This is a genomic window from Bacillus sp. SKDU12, from assembly GCF_010093085.1.
Classification (GTDB): domain Bacteria; phylum Bacillota; class Bacilli; order Bacillales; family Bacillaceae; genus Bacillus; species Bacillus mexicanus.
In genome coordinates this window covers 168,416-182,373 of record NZ_MSRC01000006.1, presented here as the reverse complement: position 1 = coordinate 182,373, position 13,958 = coordinate 168,416, and the positions used below count along the sequence as shown (strand labels likewise).

The following is a 13,958-nucleotide window of genomic DNA, read 5'->3' as shown; positions in this document are numbered from 1 at the left end:
ATGGCTAAAGGGATTATGCTACATGAGGTTGGCGAACAGGTGGATCAATATCTATTGGTTAAATCTTTGACAAAAGGAATTGCCAGCAATGGAAAACCGTTTTTAACGCTGATGCTGCAAGACCAGTCAGGTGATATTGAGGCAAAGCTGTGGGATGCCAAGCAAAGTGATGAAGTGACCTATGCGCCGCAGACGATTGTGAAAGTTGTGGGAGATGTCCACCATTACCGCGGACGCACCCAGCTGAAGCTGAGAAATATCAGGCCGGTGAACGAAAATGAAAATGTTAATATTGATGATTTCTTAGAAACCGCACCGATACCGAAAAATGAAATGATGGAGACCATCACTCAATATATATTTGAAATGAAAAATCCGAATATCCAGCGGATCACAAGGTTTTTAGTCAAAAAACACGAAACGGAATTGATGGATTATCCGGCGGCTACGAAAAACCACCATGAGTTTGTCTCAGGTTTAGCGTATCACGTCGTCTCAATGCTGAGCCTAGCGAAATCTATTGCAGATTTATATCCGTCCCTTGACCGTGACCTGCTTTATGCCGGAGTTATTCTGCATGACCTCGGAAAAGTGAAAGAGCTGTCCGGTCCTGTCTCTACTTCGTATACGGTTGAAGGCAATTTGATCGGCCATATTTCGATTATGGTGACAGAGCTTTCAAAAGCGGCTGAGGAGCTCCAAATCGATTGTGAAGAGGTATTGATTCTTCAGCACTTGATTTTGAGTCACCACGGCAAAGGGGAATGGGGCAGCCCAAAACCGCCGATGGTGAAGGAAGCGGAAATTCTGCACTATATAGACAACCTGGATGCGAAAATGAATATGATGGACAGAGCGCTTGAGCGCGTGAAGCCGGGTGAATACACTGAACGTGTATTTGCGCTGGAAAACCGTTCCTTTTATAAACCAACTTTCCACAAATAATAAAAAAGGACTGAAGCTGAAATATTCAGGTCAGTCCTTTTTTGATGCGCTTTTACTGCTCATAACTTGTCTCATCCCCGCATAGGTTTAAGAATAAAGAATCTATGCAAAAAGGGGGAGGGAGCCCGTGTTGTTTTTTCCATGGTGGGTGTATCTTTGTATTGTAGGCATCATTTTCAGTGCATATAAACTTGTAGCGGCAGCTAAAGAGGAAGAAAAAGTAGATCAGTCCTTTATTGAAAAAGAAGGGCAGATTTATATGGAAAGGATGGAAAAGGAGAGAAAACGGCGCAGTTCTCAGCAGGATGATGATGAAGGCCAAAACCATTCCATCGCATAAAAAAACTGTGCAGCTCATTGAGCCGCACAGTTTTTTATTATTTAGAACCGTTTGAAGATGAAGAAGGGTTGCTGCTTTTCGTTTTAAACGTGTCTTTCAGGTCTTTATCTTTTACTTCGATATCTGCTTTTTTCATGACTTTTTGAACAGCTTCTTGAACGGCTGCGTTGTCATTTAATTTTTGTTCAGCCACTTCTGGTTTCAGTTCTTTTTTCATATCATCGTATTTCCCGCGTTCCTCTGTCTTTTTGATGACATGGTAACCGTATTGTGTTTTCACAGGGTCACTGACCTCACCTGTTTTTAAATTAAATGCAGCTTTACTGAATTCAGCAACCATGCCGTCTTTTGCGAACCAGCCAAGGTCTCCGCCTTTAGAAGCAGAGTTATCAGTAGAGTATTCTTTCGCAAGGTCTTCAAATTTCTCGCCTTTTTTCAGCTTTTTCTCTACTTCTTCAGCTGTTTTTTTATCAGCGACAAGGATATGGCTTGCGCGGATTTTGCCTTTCAAGCCCTCCCAGTACTCTTTCGTATCGGCATCTGTGACTTTGATGTTATCTTTAGCCGCTTTTTGTGTCAGCAATTCATATTTTACTTGTTCTTTAAGGTAATCCTTTCCATATTGCTTTTCGAGAGCAGTATATTGATCGCCAAGCTGTGTTTTGTATTCTTTCAGTTTGTTGTCAATGTCTTTATCGGACACTTTATATTTCTTGTCTAAGACTTTTTCTTGCACTAGTTGTGTCAGTACACCTGCACCAGCTGTTTTTTTCATGTTTGTGTAGAGTTCGCCTTTTGTCACATCGCCTGCGTCCGTTTTAGCAATGACTTCTTTGTCGCCGCTGCTGCAAGCACTGAGAGTGAGGATGCTTGTAGCAGTAATAGCTGCTATTGCGATTTTCTTCATTGTTTTCAAACACTCCTAATCATTCCAAATTAAATTACCTATGCGTATCATAACATATTGTGGCTTTCTGTAAAAAGATTTTAAATAAAGGGCATTCGTCTAGTCAAACTTTTGCTGCTGGCATATTTATATATTGATCAAGAAAAGGAGGTATGTGACATGAGCGGAGGATACTCTAACGGGTTCGCGTTGCTTGTAGTACTGTTCATTTTGCTTATCATCGTAGGTGCAGCTTACATCTACTAAGCAGCCCGGGGATCGCTTGCAAGTTAAGCGATCCTTTATTTTCACTAGCGCCTAATCGTTTCAAACATGAATTGCATAAGATGTAATTGGTAAATAAAGCTTTTTACAGGAGGTGCTTTTTAAGATGGGTGAAGTATTTGCAGGCGGATTCGCTCTATTGGTTGTGTTATTTATTTTGTTGATTATCATCGGCGCTTCTTGGCTGTACTAATCAAAATAAAAAAGCATAGCTGCTGAATCAGCAGCTATGCTTTTTTCGCTTTTACACTGTAAAAGAGATCTCCACAAACGAAGAGATCAGTAAAATTAATATGGATATGTTAATAAATCGGAATACCTTATCCTGTCGCTCTTCAGGAATCTCTCTGACAAGGCATAATGTATTGGTGAGCCTGTTTATGAAAAATACTATAAACACGGCGGCGATGATAAAATAGACTAAAATGATGGGAGATTCCCCCTCTCTGTGAACTGTCCCATATTACATTACCAAATATTTATGAAAAAAGATAGAATACAAATTGAAAAAATCGCTTCTGACGCTACGGCGCGGCTACTTTTCAACAAGTATATCCAAGCCGTCTGCTTCCTGGTCAATAAAAGCCGTTTTGGGCGCTTTTGCGAGCTTAAGAGCCAGCAAGAAGTCAGGCAGACAGTAGCCGGCATGAATGCCCGAAATCATACAGAAATAATGGGCGTGATTCGGAAATGACAGCGCGGCGTAAAACAAGACAGGCGTAATCAGCAAAAACGGGCTTATGAGTGAAATCAACATCGTTGTTTTAGGTATTCTTTTCCACGTGCGCAATAAGTAAAACTTTTTTTCTATTTTTCTTTTTTTGCAGATGATCGGCAGGATATGGATGACTTTATGTACAAATAAAATAACGACGAGCAGACCGCCGAACAAAGGTACATATTCATCGCTTAAGCTTGTGCCAGGCCGCAGCAGCTCAAATGCTAAAAAAGTAGATATAAAAACCAAAATCATAAAACATACAGCAGTTAATACGATGCGAACGGCGCCATAATCCTTCATCAGATTTATGGTCTTCCAGCAATTCATTAAAGTCATCCTTCCATACAGCTTGAATAGAATCTCAAAATAATTTACTCCTCTCAAGAGAAAAAATCAATGCTTTTTCAAGAAAAAATATGATCCGGCAGGTATTTTTTTGAAACAAGCAAACAAACTGCGAAATCTCGGGTTAGAACTTTCTTCTCAGTGAATTATCAGCTAAAATAAGATTAAAGATAGAAAGTAGTGGTGTGGATGGACTCGATGGATCATCGCATTGAGCGATTAGAATATTACATACAATTATTAGTGAAAACAGTAGACATGGACAGGTATCCCTTTTATGCACTTCTTATTGATAAAGGGCTGAGCAAGGAAGAAGGGGAAGAGGTTTTGAAGATATGCGATGAGTTGTCAGAAGAGCTGGCAGCACAAAAAGCGCAAGGGTTTATAACCTTCGACAAGCTCCTTGCGCTTTTTGCAGGACAGCTGAATGAAAAGTTAGATGTTCATGAAACGATTTTTGCTCTGTACGAGCAGGGGCTTTATCAAGAGCTGATGGAAGCCTTTATCGACATCATGAAGCACTTTGATTAACTGTTTACAGGTTCGAGCTCTTCTGCCGGTTCATCCGCCGCACTGGTCTTTGCTTTTTTCTTCAGTTTTCCGTTTACGCTTTCAAAATCATTGTCAATATTCGTGAGAGATGTTTCAAAAATCTCCATAAAATCATCGCCATAGATATGGCGTATCATACACATCATTTCTGCCACTTCAGGGAATTTTCCGAATAAATGATACAGAGGCTGTGACCCTTTAAAAACCGCGTTGCGTGTCGGATCAAACTCCTCAAGTAAACTCCAAAACACCTCAGTGCCTTTTTCAGTCAATTGGACGTATGTGTTCCGTTTATCATTCAGCCGTTTGGAGAACATTAAATAGCCCCGTTCCTCCAGCTTTTTTGAAAAGTTGAATGCGGTTGATACATGCATGACCCCGAATTTCGCGATTTCAGAAATGGACGCTCCATTCAATTGATACGCAATCCATAAAATATGATGCTCATTAATATTCAGGTCATACGGTTTGAGCCACTGCTGCCAATCCTTCTCTATCGATTTCCAAAGAGCCTTGCTAAGCTGGGCCATTTTCTGGGTGAAGACAAGAGCTTCTTTCACATCATAGGGAGGTTCCATTCGATTCATTACGTCACCTGCTTCTCTTTTTCTTTTTCTCTATTATGCCAATAAAATAAAGATTAATAAAGATGAAAATGTAAGAATTTTTTAATAAATTCTCAAACCGTTGCAGTGAGAGGCTTTTTCGGCAAAAAAAAACACGAGTCTATATTTGGCCCGTGTTTTTTTCTTTAGAATAGGATATTAGTTTTGTAAGGTTTTCTCTAGCTGTTTGATTTTCTCTTCGATATCAGCGATTTCTTTTTGCAAATCCTGCTGGTGAGGTTTGATCTCTTCCTGCCATTTTTTAATTGACGTTTGGAGCTCGCCGCTCACGTCTTTAATGACATCTTTGCTTTCTTTTGCCGCTTTGATCAGCTGGTCTTTTAACGCAAGTCCGTCTGATTTTAAGCGTTTGATCGTTTCTTCGAAAGAATCATAATTGGTTTTCACTTTTTCACGCAGCTGCTTTCCTGAGGAAGGTGCAGTAAGAAGAACTGCTGCTCCTCCGATGATGCCGCCTACGAATAGTCCTGTTAATAGAGAACGTCCGTCCGCCATTACAATCACCCCGTCTTTTTCTTGGAAATAGGATTCATTCAGCTTGTTTCATTTTTGTTGAAAGCTTGAACTTCTATACATAGCTTGCTTTATTTTAGCATATTTTTTAAGTGAAAAGGAGGGAGAAGGTTGTCTGTCTTTATGATTGTGTTACTCTGCATTACCCTTGCCTTTGCTTCGGGCGCTGTTTACTATATCAGACTTCTCGGCCAAGCTGCTTCTTATCCGCCCAAAAAGGTCATCCGACAGAAAGCGCTTGTTTGTTCAACCGGAACCGCCTTTACACTATGTCTTATCTTTTTCACAAAATTCTTCGTTTAAAACATGCAGACATGCTGCGGGCTCTCTGGTCGAAAAAAACCTCTCCCGAAGCGGAAGAGGTTTTGTGTGACAATTATTTAGCAGCTTCTATAAAGCTTGAACGTCTTAAAATGGTTTGGATAATCGGATAAATAATGATCATTGCAATTGTATTCAGCACAGTTGCCGGCAGAACAACTGCTACGAACAATGCGGCAAAACCGCCAGGCAAACCGACGATCAATAAAGCTGACGATAAAAACACAATTCCCGACAAGATGGTCCCGATCGCTACGAGCACAGCGGCCGCACCTGTTTTTTGACTCTTTCCGAACAAAAGGAACAGGGTAAAAAACAGGAGCGCTGATACAGGTTTGTCGATGATGTTAGGAATCTGTCCGGCTGGAAATGCGGTTGTAAGTGCGGAAATGATTCCAGTCACAATTCCGATGACGAGTACGTTTTGCACCCGCGGGAAAAGCAGGATGCCCATAAACATCATGATCAGCATCATATCTGGTTTCATGCCGCCTAAAAAAGGCGGAATAATGGAATGGAGCGCTGCGCCGATTGCGGCAAACAGAGCCATAGTGACTAACTCTTTTGTTTTCATATCTATGCTCTCCTCTGCTAAGCTTTTTGCCCTCCAATAATATGCTCGTCATTTATTGCGAAGGCTTAAAGAATGTGATATGCAAACAGTATACCAAACGAACGGTTTGCATAGCCAGACTTTTTACTCATTTTCCTGTTGGAATTTTCTCATAAACGCAGCTAATTTTTCACAGTCTTCAAGAGATACCGCATTATAAATAGAAGCGCGGCAGCCTCCTACTGAACGGTGTCCGCCGAGGCCGATCATGTTTGCTTCTTTTGCATTCTGAATGAATGTTTTTGTTAATTCATCATTGCGAAGCGTGAAGGTAACATTCATGCGTGAGCGGCTGTCCGTTCTGGCATGCCCTTTATAAAATCCGCTGCTTTCATCAATACAGCTGTAGAGAATCTGCGCTTTCTGTTCATTGCGCTGTTCAGCGGCTTCCACACCGCCGTTTTCTTTTAGCCATTCCAGTACAAGGCTCAGCATATAAATCGCAAATGTCGGCGGCGTGTTGTAGAGTGAATCTGATTTGACATGCGTTGAATACTTCAGGATTTTTGGAACGTTCGCGTTTTCGTGCTGCAGCCATGTTTTTTTCATGATAACAACGGTCACACCGGAAGGGCCAAGGTTCTTTTGAGCGCCTCCGTAGATGACGTCAAATTTGGACACATCGATTTTTCTGCTCAAAATGTCGCTGGACATGTCGGCGACGAGCGGAATCGGGGAATTCGGGAATTCCTGCCACTGAGTGCCGAAAATCGTATTGTTGGATGTGATGTGTAAATATGCGCCGTCTTTTACATCCGTAAGGTCAACCTCCGGAATATAGCTGTAATTGTCTGTTTCACTTGTAGCGGTGATTGACGTGTTCCCGAACAGTTTCGTTTCTGCCAGTGCTTTTTCAGACCAAGCGCCTGTCATGACAAAATGCGCGGTTTTTTCAGGTGTTAAAAAGTTCATCGGAAGCATTGAGAATTGAAGGCTTGCACCGCCTTGAAGAAACAAAATATCGTAATCTTCCGGGATGTCCATCAGTTCAGTTAAAAGGCTTTTCGCTTTTTGATGCACCGCTTCATACTCTTTGCTGCGGTGGGAAAGCTCCATAACAGACATGCCGGATTCGTTAAAATCAATAAATTCTTTCTGTGCTCTTTGCAGAACTTTTAATGGCAGCGCTGCAGGACCTGCGTTAAAATTCGTTGTACGTTCCATTATGATCTCTCCCTGTTCTCCACGTTAATGTATAAAATAATACAATTATCCTATCACAAAAATTCAGTTTTTTTGATAAAAAATGAGAATAATCAAAAGAAATTGACTAATGTTTGCGGAATGTTCACAAATAAAATAACCTCATCTTATGATGAGGCTAGGCGCTTTGCGATTGAAGAAGAGATGTTTTGCAGATCCTCCGCTTTGTAATCGTCAGTATGCGTTTTCCAAACCGCTCCGAAGCCGTCTCCTTTTCCGTAGCGCGGGATAATATGCATATGGTAATGGAAAACAGATTGTCCTGCTTTTTCACCATTATTGTTCAGTGTATTTAAGCCGATCGGCTCAAATTCATCCCGGATAGCGCGGGCGATTTTCGGAACAGCGTGAAAATATTGTTTTGCTAATTCATCCGTAAATTCATACACATTTTCGATATGTGTTTTCGGAATGACAAGCGTATGGCCCTTTGTCACTTGGCTGATATCAAGAAAAGCCAGCACATGCTCGTCTTCATACACCTTTGCGGACGGAATGTCGCCGGCGATGATTTTACAAAAGATACAATTCTCAGCACAATGCATGAGGGTTCCTCCTTATGAAATTGTTAGTATGTATATACTCATCGTACCACAGAAATGCAGAAAATAGAAAACAGGATGAACGGCAAGCGTTCACCCTGAATGCAGAGGAAGAGCTGATATGAAGAAAATGTGATATGCCTTTTGTAAGCACCTCATTTGTCAATAAAATGAAGACTTGTTTTCATGCCTAACGATTCCTGCGATAAACACCTCATTTGACAATTTACTTCATGGATGAAGAATTCATCAATTCAGTGAAGAGAAATGTTTCAGCATTGGACATGGTGATTTTCTATCCAACTGTATCTAAGACGTCTTTGACAAACACCTCATTTTTCAGTTGATAGGCTTTTCCTCTACGCCTATTATCATGTCCAGAACTCTGTCTCTTTATAACAGTAAATTCATCATTTGTTAAAAGGGAAATGTTTCAATTCAGGCGTTGTTTTTGGTACTATGAAGAAAAACAATATAAGGGGAGAAACTATGTCTCTGCTATCAGTAAATGATGTAACCGGCGGGTATACAAGAAATCCGGTTTTGAAAAATGTATCATTCACCCTTGAGCCGAATCAAATTGTCGGTTTAATCGGGTTGAACGGTGCTGGTAAAAGTACAACAATCAGACATATTATCGGGCTGATGGATGCGCATAAAGGTTCAATTGAATTAAACGGGAAAACCTTTGCTGAGGATCCAGAAGGCTACCGTTCACAATTCACCTATATACCTGAAACACCTGTTTTATATGAAGAGCTGACGCTAATGGAGCATCTTGAGTTAACAGCGATGGCGTACGGCCTCTCGAAAGAAACGATGGAGAAAAGGCTGCCGCCGCTTTTAAAGGAATTCCGAATGGAAAAGAGGCTGAAGTGGTTCCCGGCTCATTTTTCTAAAGGAATGAAGCAGAAGGTGATGATCATGTGCGCATTTCTGGCTGAGCCGGCGCTCTATATTATTGATGAACCTTTTCTAGGGCTTGATCCGCTTGCGATTAACGCGCTGCTTGAGCGAATGAATGAAGCGAAAAAAGGCGGGGCGAGTGTGCTGATGTCAACGCACATTTTGGCGACGGCAGAACGCTATTGTGATTCGTTTATTATTTTACATAACGGCGAGGTGCGGGCGCGCGGCACGCTGTCCGAGCTCAGAGAGCAGTTTGGAATGAAGGATGCGGCGCTGGACGATCTGTATCTTGAGCTCACGAAGGAAGACGCTGGCCATGAATAATATGCTTGATATTTGGCAGTCGCGGCTGCAGGAGCATATCAAAGAAACAAGAATGTATATGAAATACATGCTCAACGATCACCTCGTTATTGTTTTGATCTTTTTTCTTGCGGGCGCTGCAAGCTGGTACAGCAAATGGATACGGGACATTCCCGCTCACTTTCCATCCTTTTGGTTGATGGCTGTGCTGTTTTCACTCGTGTTGACAAGCTCTTATGTGCGGACGCTTTTGAAGGATGCTGACCTTGTCTTCTTATTGCCGCTTGAAGCAAAAATGGAGCCTTACTTGAAGCAGGCGTTTGTCTATAGCTATCTGTCTCAGCTGTTTCCGCTGATTGCATTGAGTGTTGTGGCGATGCCGCTGTATTTCGCTGTTGCATCACAGGCTTCACTGGCATCGTATGCGGCAGTTTTCGTCCAGCTTTTGCTGCTGAAAGCGTGGAATCAGGTGATGGAATGGCGCACAACCTTTCACAATGATCGAAGCGTGAAAAGGATGGATGTGGTCATTCGCTTCGCAGCGAATACGCTCGTTCTTTATTTTGTTTTTCAAGCTGTTTACATGTATGCGCTTGTGGTCTATATCATTATGGCTGCTCTTTATCTGTATGTGTCTTCGGCGGCAAAACGGAAAACATTTAAATGGGAGAGCCATATTGAGTCTGAATTGAGACGCAAGCAGCGTTTCTATCGGATTGCCAATCTGTTCACTGATGTGCCGCATTTGCGAAAGCAGGCGAAACGCAGGGTGTATCTCGACTTTTTGCTGCGTCTTGTGCCGTTTGAGCAGCGTAAGACGTTCGCGTACATGTACACTCGCGCCTTTTTGCGTTCAAGTGATTATTTGGGCATACTTGTTAGATTAACGGTCATTTTCGCGCTGATTATTATGTATGTGTCGGCAAGCCCGCTGATTGCAGGAATTTTGACTGTGTTTACCATTTTCATTACGGGCATTCAGCTTTTGCCGCTGTTCGGTCACTTTGATCACCTGGCGCTTCAAGAGCTTTATCCTGTAAAAAAAGAAACGAAGTTGAAAAGCTATTTTTCTCTATTGAAAACGGCTCTTAGCGTTCAAGCGCTGCTGCTGTCTGCTGCATCCGCCTATGCTGCCGGATTGACAGGTTTTCTGTACGCGCTGATCGGTTCTGCAGTTCTGATTTTTGTTGTGCTTCCGTCTTATATGACAACCAGACTGAAAAAACATGGAAAGCTGTGAACGGAAAAGGGGTAGCTACATGACAGACAATCAGCTGCTGATGCAAGAGGCACTTCAGTGGAAAATGCATTTTTTGCGGAAGGATTCCCTGTTTGAACGCTTTTCGAAGCGTGTGCAGACAAAGGTGAATGAGCGGATTCCTGAAAAAATTCATGCAGTTGTCACCGAGAGCGTGAAAAAAATGGTCGAAGCGACAATGGCCGGCTCCAATATCATCACATATCAGAAGGATACAAGCGATCTTTCACTCAGTGAAAAAAACGAACTGGCGAAAAAAACGATTGCTTCTTATCAGAAGGTAGCGGCTGCTGAGGGAGTCGGCACCGGAGCGGGCGGCATTTTTTTAGGAATTACCGATTTTCCGCTGCTGCTTTCAATTAAGATGAAGTGTTTATTTGCCTTATCCTCTATTTACGGTTTTGATGTGAAGGATCCACAAGAAAGGATGTTTTTGCTGCTTGTCTTTCAGCTCGCATTTTCGAGTGATGACTGCCGCAAAACGCTTTTTACTACCGTCGACAATTGGAGGACTGAAAAAAAGAGTATCGATTGGAGAGTGTTCCAGCAGGAATATCGTGATTATATTGATGTCGTGAAGCTTCTGCAGCTTTTGCCCGGAGTAGGAGCAGCTGTCGGCGGCATTGCCAATTATAAGCTGCTTGCTCAGCTGGGGGAAACAGCAAGACACATCTTTCATCTGAGAATCGTAAAGGAAACAGCCGGAGAATAAAAGCTCCGGCTGTTTTTTATAGCTTATGATAGGTGATCGCAGCGCCTGCAAGCACTTTTGCTGCAGTCAGCATCGCTTTTTCATCGAAATCGAATTTCGGATGGTGATGGGAATAGACGCGCTCTGGCTGTTCAGGAGCGGCGCCTGTAAAGAAAAAGGTGCCTTTGACGTTTTGTAAATAATACGCGAAATCCTCACCGCCCATTTGCGGTTCGCCGTCAATGACCTTCTGAACGCCTTCCGTATTCTTTGCGGTGCTGACTAAGTGGTTCGTTTCAGCAGGATGGTTCACAACCGCCGGATATCCCCGTTCATAGTTATACTCATAGGATGCGCCGTGCATGCTGCACACGCCTTTTACAACGGCTTCGATTTCTTTGGCCAGCACGTTGCGGACATCTTCATCAAAAGAACGCGCTGTACCGGTGAGGACCGCTTGGTCTGCGATAGCATTAAACGGGTTGTCAGCGATGAAAGAGCCGGTTGAAATGACGGCGGATTGAATCGGGTTGACTTTACGGCTGACAATGTGCTGCAGAGAGGAAACGATTTGTGAGCCGATCAGAACAGCGTCCTTCGTAACATGCGGGTGAGCGCCGTGACCGCCCTTTCCAATGATTTTGATCGTGAATCGGTCCGCCGCTGCCATGACGGCGCCGGAGCGGCAGAGAATGGTTCCGAGCGGATCAGTCGCCCAAAGGTGCGTGCCGAATATCACATCCGCGTTCTCGAGACAGCCGTCTTCAATCATTGGCTTTGCGCCGCCTGGATAAGATTCTTCCGCATGCTGGTGGATCATGACAAATGTTCCCTTCAGCTCATGTCTGTTTTGGTGAAGGACTTTCGCCACTGCAAGAAGAGTTGCTGTATGGCCGTCATGGCCGCATGCGTGCATGACACCGGGCACTTTAGAGGCGTAAGAAACATCTTTTTCATCTTGTATGGGAAGGGCGTCAAAATCGGCCCGCAAAGCGACAGTAGGTCCCGGTTCACTTCCTTCAATATATGCCAAAACTCCTTTGCCGCCGACGTTCGTGCGGATTGGGACTCCTAATGATTCATAATAGGAAGCAATAAATGCGGCAGTTTTTTCCTCTTGAAACGAGAGCTCAGGATACATGTGAAAATGGCGTCTGATCTCGACCATTTCTTCAAAACAGCCGTCGAGCTGTTTGTTTATCTCTTTCTGCAGTGTGGATATGGACAAATTCGCTTCCCCCTTTTTCTATACTATTCCATGATTGTATATAAAAATTCTGAATATTTCAACTTGTGTGTTATCAAAGCATCATCATGGCTGCGAGGGTTGTGACTGAAAGGCCAATCATGACGGGAATGAAGTTTTTTCTGGCAAGCTCAAAAGGATCGACTTTGCACATGGCCGCAGCGGGGATTAGTGCCCAAGGAACCAGTGTGCCGCCGCCCACCCAGATGGCAGATATTTGGCCGAGCGCAGTCAGAATGGCGGGATTAGTATGAAGAGCAGCTGAAAAGAGTTTGGCGATAGAGCCAGCGAGAGAAATGCCTGAGAATCCTGATCCATCGAGACCGGTGATGGCTCCTGCTGCAGTTAAAGCAGCAGCGGCAAGCTCCTTCGACATAGGCATCATGTGGGATAACGCGATGCCGAGATCGTTGACAATTCCGTGGGAATCTTTAGGGAGTGAAGTGCCCAGGATGTTTTCATAGCCTGAGTCGCCCAGATAAAAGAAAGCCGCAATCGGGATGACGGGACCGAAAACCTTAAAACCGAATTGGAATCCGTCAATAAAATAACCGGTGATTTTTTCAAGGCTTTTTTGCTTATATACGAGAAAATGAACGATTAAAAGGATACAGATTGCAGACCCGCCAATTAATGCGGTCGCATCATTTCCTTGAAGGGTAAACAAGATCATGCAGGCGATATCAGCAAGAAAGACAAACGGAATGACAAAAGCCAGTACGAACCGCAGACGTTTTGGCAAGTATAGCGAGGTGTCTAGTTCGCCAGGATGTGCGGGAGTCAAAGAAGCTGGCTGCTCCTGTTTGCTGCGTTCGCGCTGAATCATTAGAAATGCTGCGGTTGTTGTGGCCAATCCCATAATCAGCCCAAGGGGGATGCTGGCCGAAATGACGTCACCAACTGGAATGCCTGCTGCATCAGCTGTCAGCTTTGGCGCTGCCTGAATGACAAAGTCTCCTGAGAGGGCAAAACCGTGTCCAAATAAGTTCATAGCCATGGCAGCGGCAATAGGCGGCAACCCGGCGCGGGCGGCTGTCGGAAGCAAGACGGCGCCGATCAAAGCGACACCCGGTGAAGGCCAAAAGAAGAGAGAAATGGCAAACATCAGTCCGCCAATCAGCCAGTAAGCAGTCACAGGGCCTTTCACAAGGCTTGCAAAGGGAGAAATCATGGCTTCATTTATCCCTGTTTTGGTTAACAAATCACTCATCGAAACGATAAAACAAATAATGAAAATCGTGGGCAACAGTTCGCCGGCCGCGTAGATAAAGCTGTGGAATAAACTGCTGACAGCAGCTGAAAGTGAATGACTCGCCCATAGCGAGATGATGAAAATACCGAATAAGGAAATAAAGGTCGTATCTTTCCGCAGCAGCATAAATAGGATAATCGCCCCGATAAAAAACACATACAGAATATGGACAGACAAAATCCCGGCTTCCATCATTGATCACTCCTCCGCTTCCTACAGATTATTCATAGGCGGGCGGAAGGTGCCGGAACAGAAGAAAGAGTTATAATGAAAGCTGGATATTGAATTGTTTTAACTGCTGCTTTAAGACTTTATTCGCTTTTTATTGTGCTGGAAGAAACCACACCCGCGTCAGCAAGCCAATTTGTTCCGCAGGCGGTGATGTTTTCCGGTGGCTCTAAATATAA

At 43.5% G+C, this 13,958-nt stretch carries 19 protein-coding genes; 9 read left to right on the top strand and 10 right to left on the bottom strand.

The features are described 5' to 3' along the window. Window positions 1-945 carry a 3'-5' exoribonuclease YhaM gene (gene yhaM / locus BTW01_RS05790; protein ID WP_162102075.1) on the top strand — a complete coding sequence of 315 codons (945 nt, stop codon included), beginning with the start codon at window positions 1-3 and terminating at the stop codon, window positions 943-945. Window positions 946-1,072: 127 nt separating this feature from the next. After that, window positions 1,073-1,285 carry a sporulation YhaL family protein gene (locus BTW01_RS05785; RefSeq protein WP_162102074.1) on the top strand — a complete coding sequence of 71 codons (213 nt, stop codon included), beginning with the start codon at window positions 1,073-1,075 and terminating at the stop codon, window positions 1,283-1,285. Between the two features lie 37 nt (window positions 1,286-1,322). On the opposite strand, the gene BTW01_RS05780 is transcribed toward BTW01_RS05785, so the two are convergent. After that, the gene (locus BTW01_RS05780) at window positions 1,323-2,192 is read right to left on the bottom strand and encodes a peptidylprolyl isomerase (RefSeq protein WP_162102073.1); all 870 of its coding nucleotides are present in this window, start codon (window positions 2,190-2,192) and stop codon (window positions 1,323-1,325) included. 159 nt (window positions 2,193-2,351) lie between these two features. On the opposite strand from BTW01_RS05780, the gene yhzE1 reads away from it, so the two are divergent. Beyond that, entirely contained in the window at window positions 2,352-2,438 is an 87-nt protein-coding gene (gene yhzE1, locus BTW01_RS05775; RefSeq protein ID WP_003327753.1) for a sporulation protein YhzE1, read from the top strand. Window positions 2,439-2,562: 124 nt separating this feature from the next. After that, complete coding sequence (yhzE2, locus tag BTW01_RS05770) at window positions 2,563-2,649, top strand: sporulation protein YhzE2 (protein ID WP_003155248.1); 87 nt, start codon at window positions 2,563-2,565, stop codon at window positions 2,647-2,649. A gap of 51 nt (window positions 2,650-2,700) precedes the next feature. On the opposite strand, the gene BTW01_RS05765 is transcribed toward yhzE2, so the two are convergent. After that, a complete protein-coding gene (locus BTW01_RS05765) occupies window positions 2,701-2,883 on the bottom strand; it encodes a hypothetical protein (protein ID WP_162102183.1) in 183 nt (60 codons plus the stop codon). A gap of 108 nt (window positions 2,884-2,991) precedes the next feature. Further along, complete coding sequence (locus BTW01_RS05760; protein ID WP_162102072.1) at window positions 2,992-3,504, bottom strand: DUF3267 domain-containing protein; 513 nt, start codon at window positions 3,502-3,504, stop codon at window positions 2,992-2,994. A 207-nt stretch (window positions 3,505-3,711) separates the two neighbouring features. Between BTW01_RS05760 and BTW01_RS05755 the strand changes: the two genes are divergently transcribed. Beyond that, entirely contained in the window at window positions 3,712-4,053 is a 342-nt protein-coding gene (locus tag BTW01_RS05755; RefSeq protein ID WP_162102071.1) for a YhaI family protein, read from the top strand. Here the strand turns inward: BTW01_RS05755 and BTW01_RS05750 are convergent. Both BTW01_RS05750 and BTW01_RS05745 read right to left on the bottom strand, forming a co-directional pair. Next, entirely contained in the window at window positions 4,050-4,661 is a 612-nt protein-coding gene (locus BTW01_RS05750; RefSeq protein ID WP_162102070.1) for an HTH-type transcriptional regulator Hpr, read from the bottom strand. The two genes, BTW01_RS05755 and BTW01_RS05750, sit on opposite strands and share 4 nt — an antisense overlap. A 177-nt stretch (window positions 4,662-4,838) precedes the next feature. Further along, complete coding sequence (locus BTW01_RS05745; protein WP_162102069.1) at window positions 4,839-5,195, bottom strand: YtxH domain-containing protein; 357 nt, start codon at window positions 5,193-5,195, stop codon at window positions 4,839-4,841. A 129-nt stretch (window positions 5,196-5,324) separates the two neighbouring features. Here BTW01_RS05745 and BTW01_RS05740 point away from each other — a divergent pair, with 129 nt between their 5' ends. Continuing rightward, the gene (locus BTW01_RS05740) at window positions 5,325-5,516 is read left to right on the top strand and encodes a hypothetical protein (RefSeq protein WP_162102068.1); all 192 of its coding nucleotides are present in this window, start codon (window positions 5,325-5,327) and stop codon (window positions 5,514-5,516) included. A gap of 73 nt (window positions 5,517-5,589) precedes the next feature. On the opposite strand, the gene BTW01_RS05735 is transcribed toward BTW01_RS05740, so the two are convergent. From BTW01_RS05735 to BTW01_RS05725, 3 genes are all read right to left on the bottom strand, one after another. Next, window positions 5,590-6,108: a tryptophan transporter gene (locus tag BTW01_RS05735; protein ID WP_162102067.1), complete on the bottom strand. Its 519-nt coding sequence runs from the start codon at window positions 6,106-6,108 to the stop codon at window positions 5,590-5,592. Window positions 6,109-6,231: 123 nt separating this feature from the next. After that, a complete protein-coding gene (gene serC, locus BTW01_RS05730; RefSeq protein WP_162102066.1) occupies window positions 6,232-7,311 on the bottom strand; it encodes a 3-phosphoserine/phosphohydroxythreonine transaminase in 1,080 nt (359 codons plus the stop codon). Between the two features lie 146 nt (window positions 7,312-7,457). Then, on the bottom strand, window positions 7,458-7,895 hold the full coding sequence (locus BTW01_RS05725) for an HIT family protein (RefSeq protein WP_162102065.1): 438 nt from the start codon (window positions 7,893-7,895) through the stop codon (window positions 7,458-7,460). A 486-nt stretch (window positions 7,896-8,381) separates the two neighbouring features. Between BTW01_RS05725 and ecsA the strand changes: the two genes are divergently transcribed. Genes ecsA through BTW01_RS05710 form a run of 3 tightly spaced genes read left to right on the top strand, consistent with a single transcriptional unit; the run spans window position 8,382 to window position 11,074 of the window. Next, entirely contained in the window at window positions 8,382-9,125 is a 744-nt protein-coding gene (ecsA, locus tag BTW01_RS05720) for an ABC transporter ATP-binding protein EcsA (protein WP_162102064.1), read from the top strand. Next, entirely contained in the window at window positions 9,118-10,344 is a 1,227-nt protein-coding gene (locus BTW01_RS05715; RefSeq protein WP_162102063.1) for an ABC transporter permease, read from the top strand. Before ecsA ends, BTW01_RS05715 begins: the two co-directional genes overlap by 8 nt. Window positions 10,345-10,363: 19 nt before the next feature. Next, the gene (locus tag BTW01_RS05710; RefSeq protein ID WP_162102062.1) at window positions 10,364-11,074 is read left to right on the top strand and encodes an EcsC family protein; all 711 of its coding nucleotides are present in this window, start codon (window positions 10,364-10,366) and stop codon (window positions 11,072-11,074) included. Between the two features lie 16 nt (window positions 11,075-11,090). Here the strand turns inward: BTW01_RS05710 and BTW01_RS05705 are convergent, their stop codons facing one another. Together BTW01_RS05705 and BTW01_RS05700 are read right to left on the bottom strand one after the other, a co-directional pair. After that, on the bottom strand, window positions 11,091-12,281 hold the full coding sequence (locus tag BTW01_RS05705; RefSeq protein ID WP_162102061.1) for a M20 family metallopeptidase: 1,191 nt from the start codon (window positions 12,279-12,281) through the stop codon (window positions 11,091-11,093). 73 nt (window positions 12,282-12,354) lie between these two features. Beyond that, window positions 12,355-13,746 (bottom strand): hypothetical protein, encoded by a 1,392-nt coding sequence (locus BTW01_RS05700; protein WP_162102060.1) that lies wholly within the window; start codon window positions 13,744-13,746, stop codon window positions 12,355-12,357. Window positions 13,747-13,958: the final 212 nt, after the last annotated feature.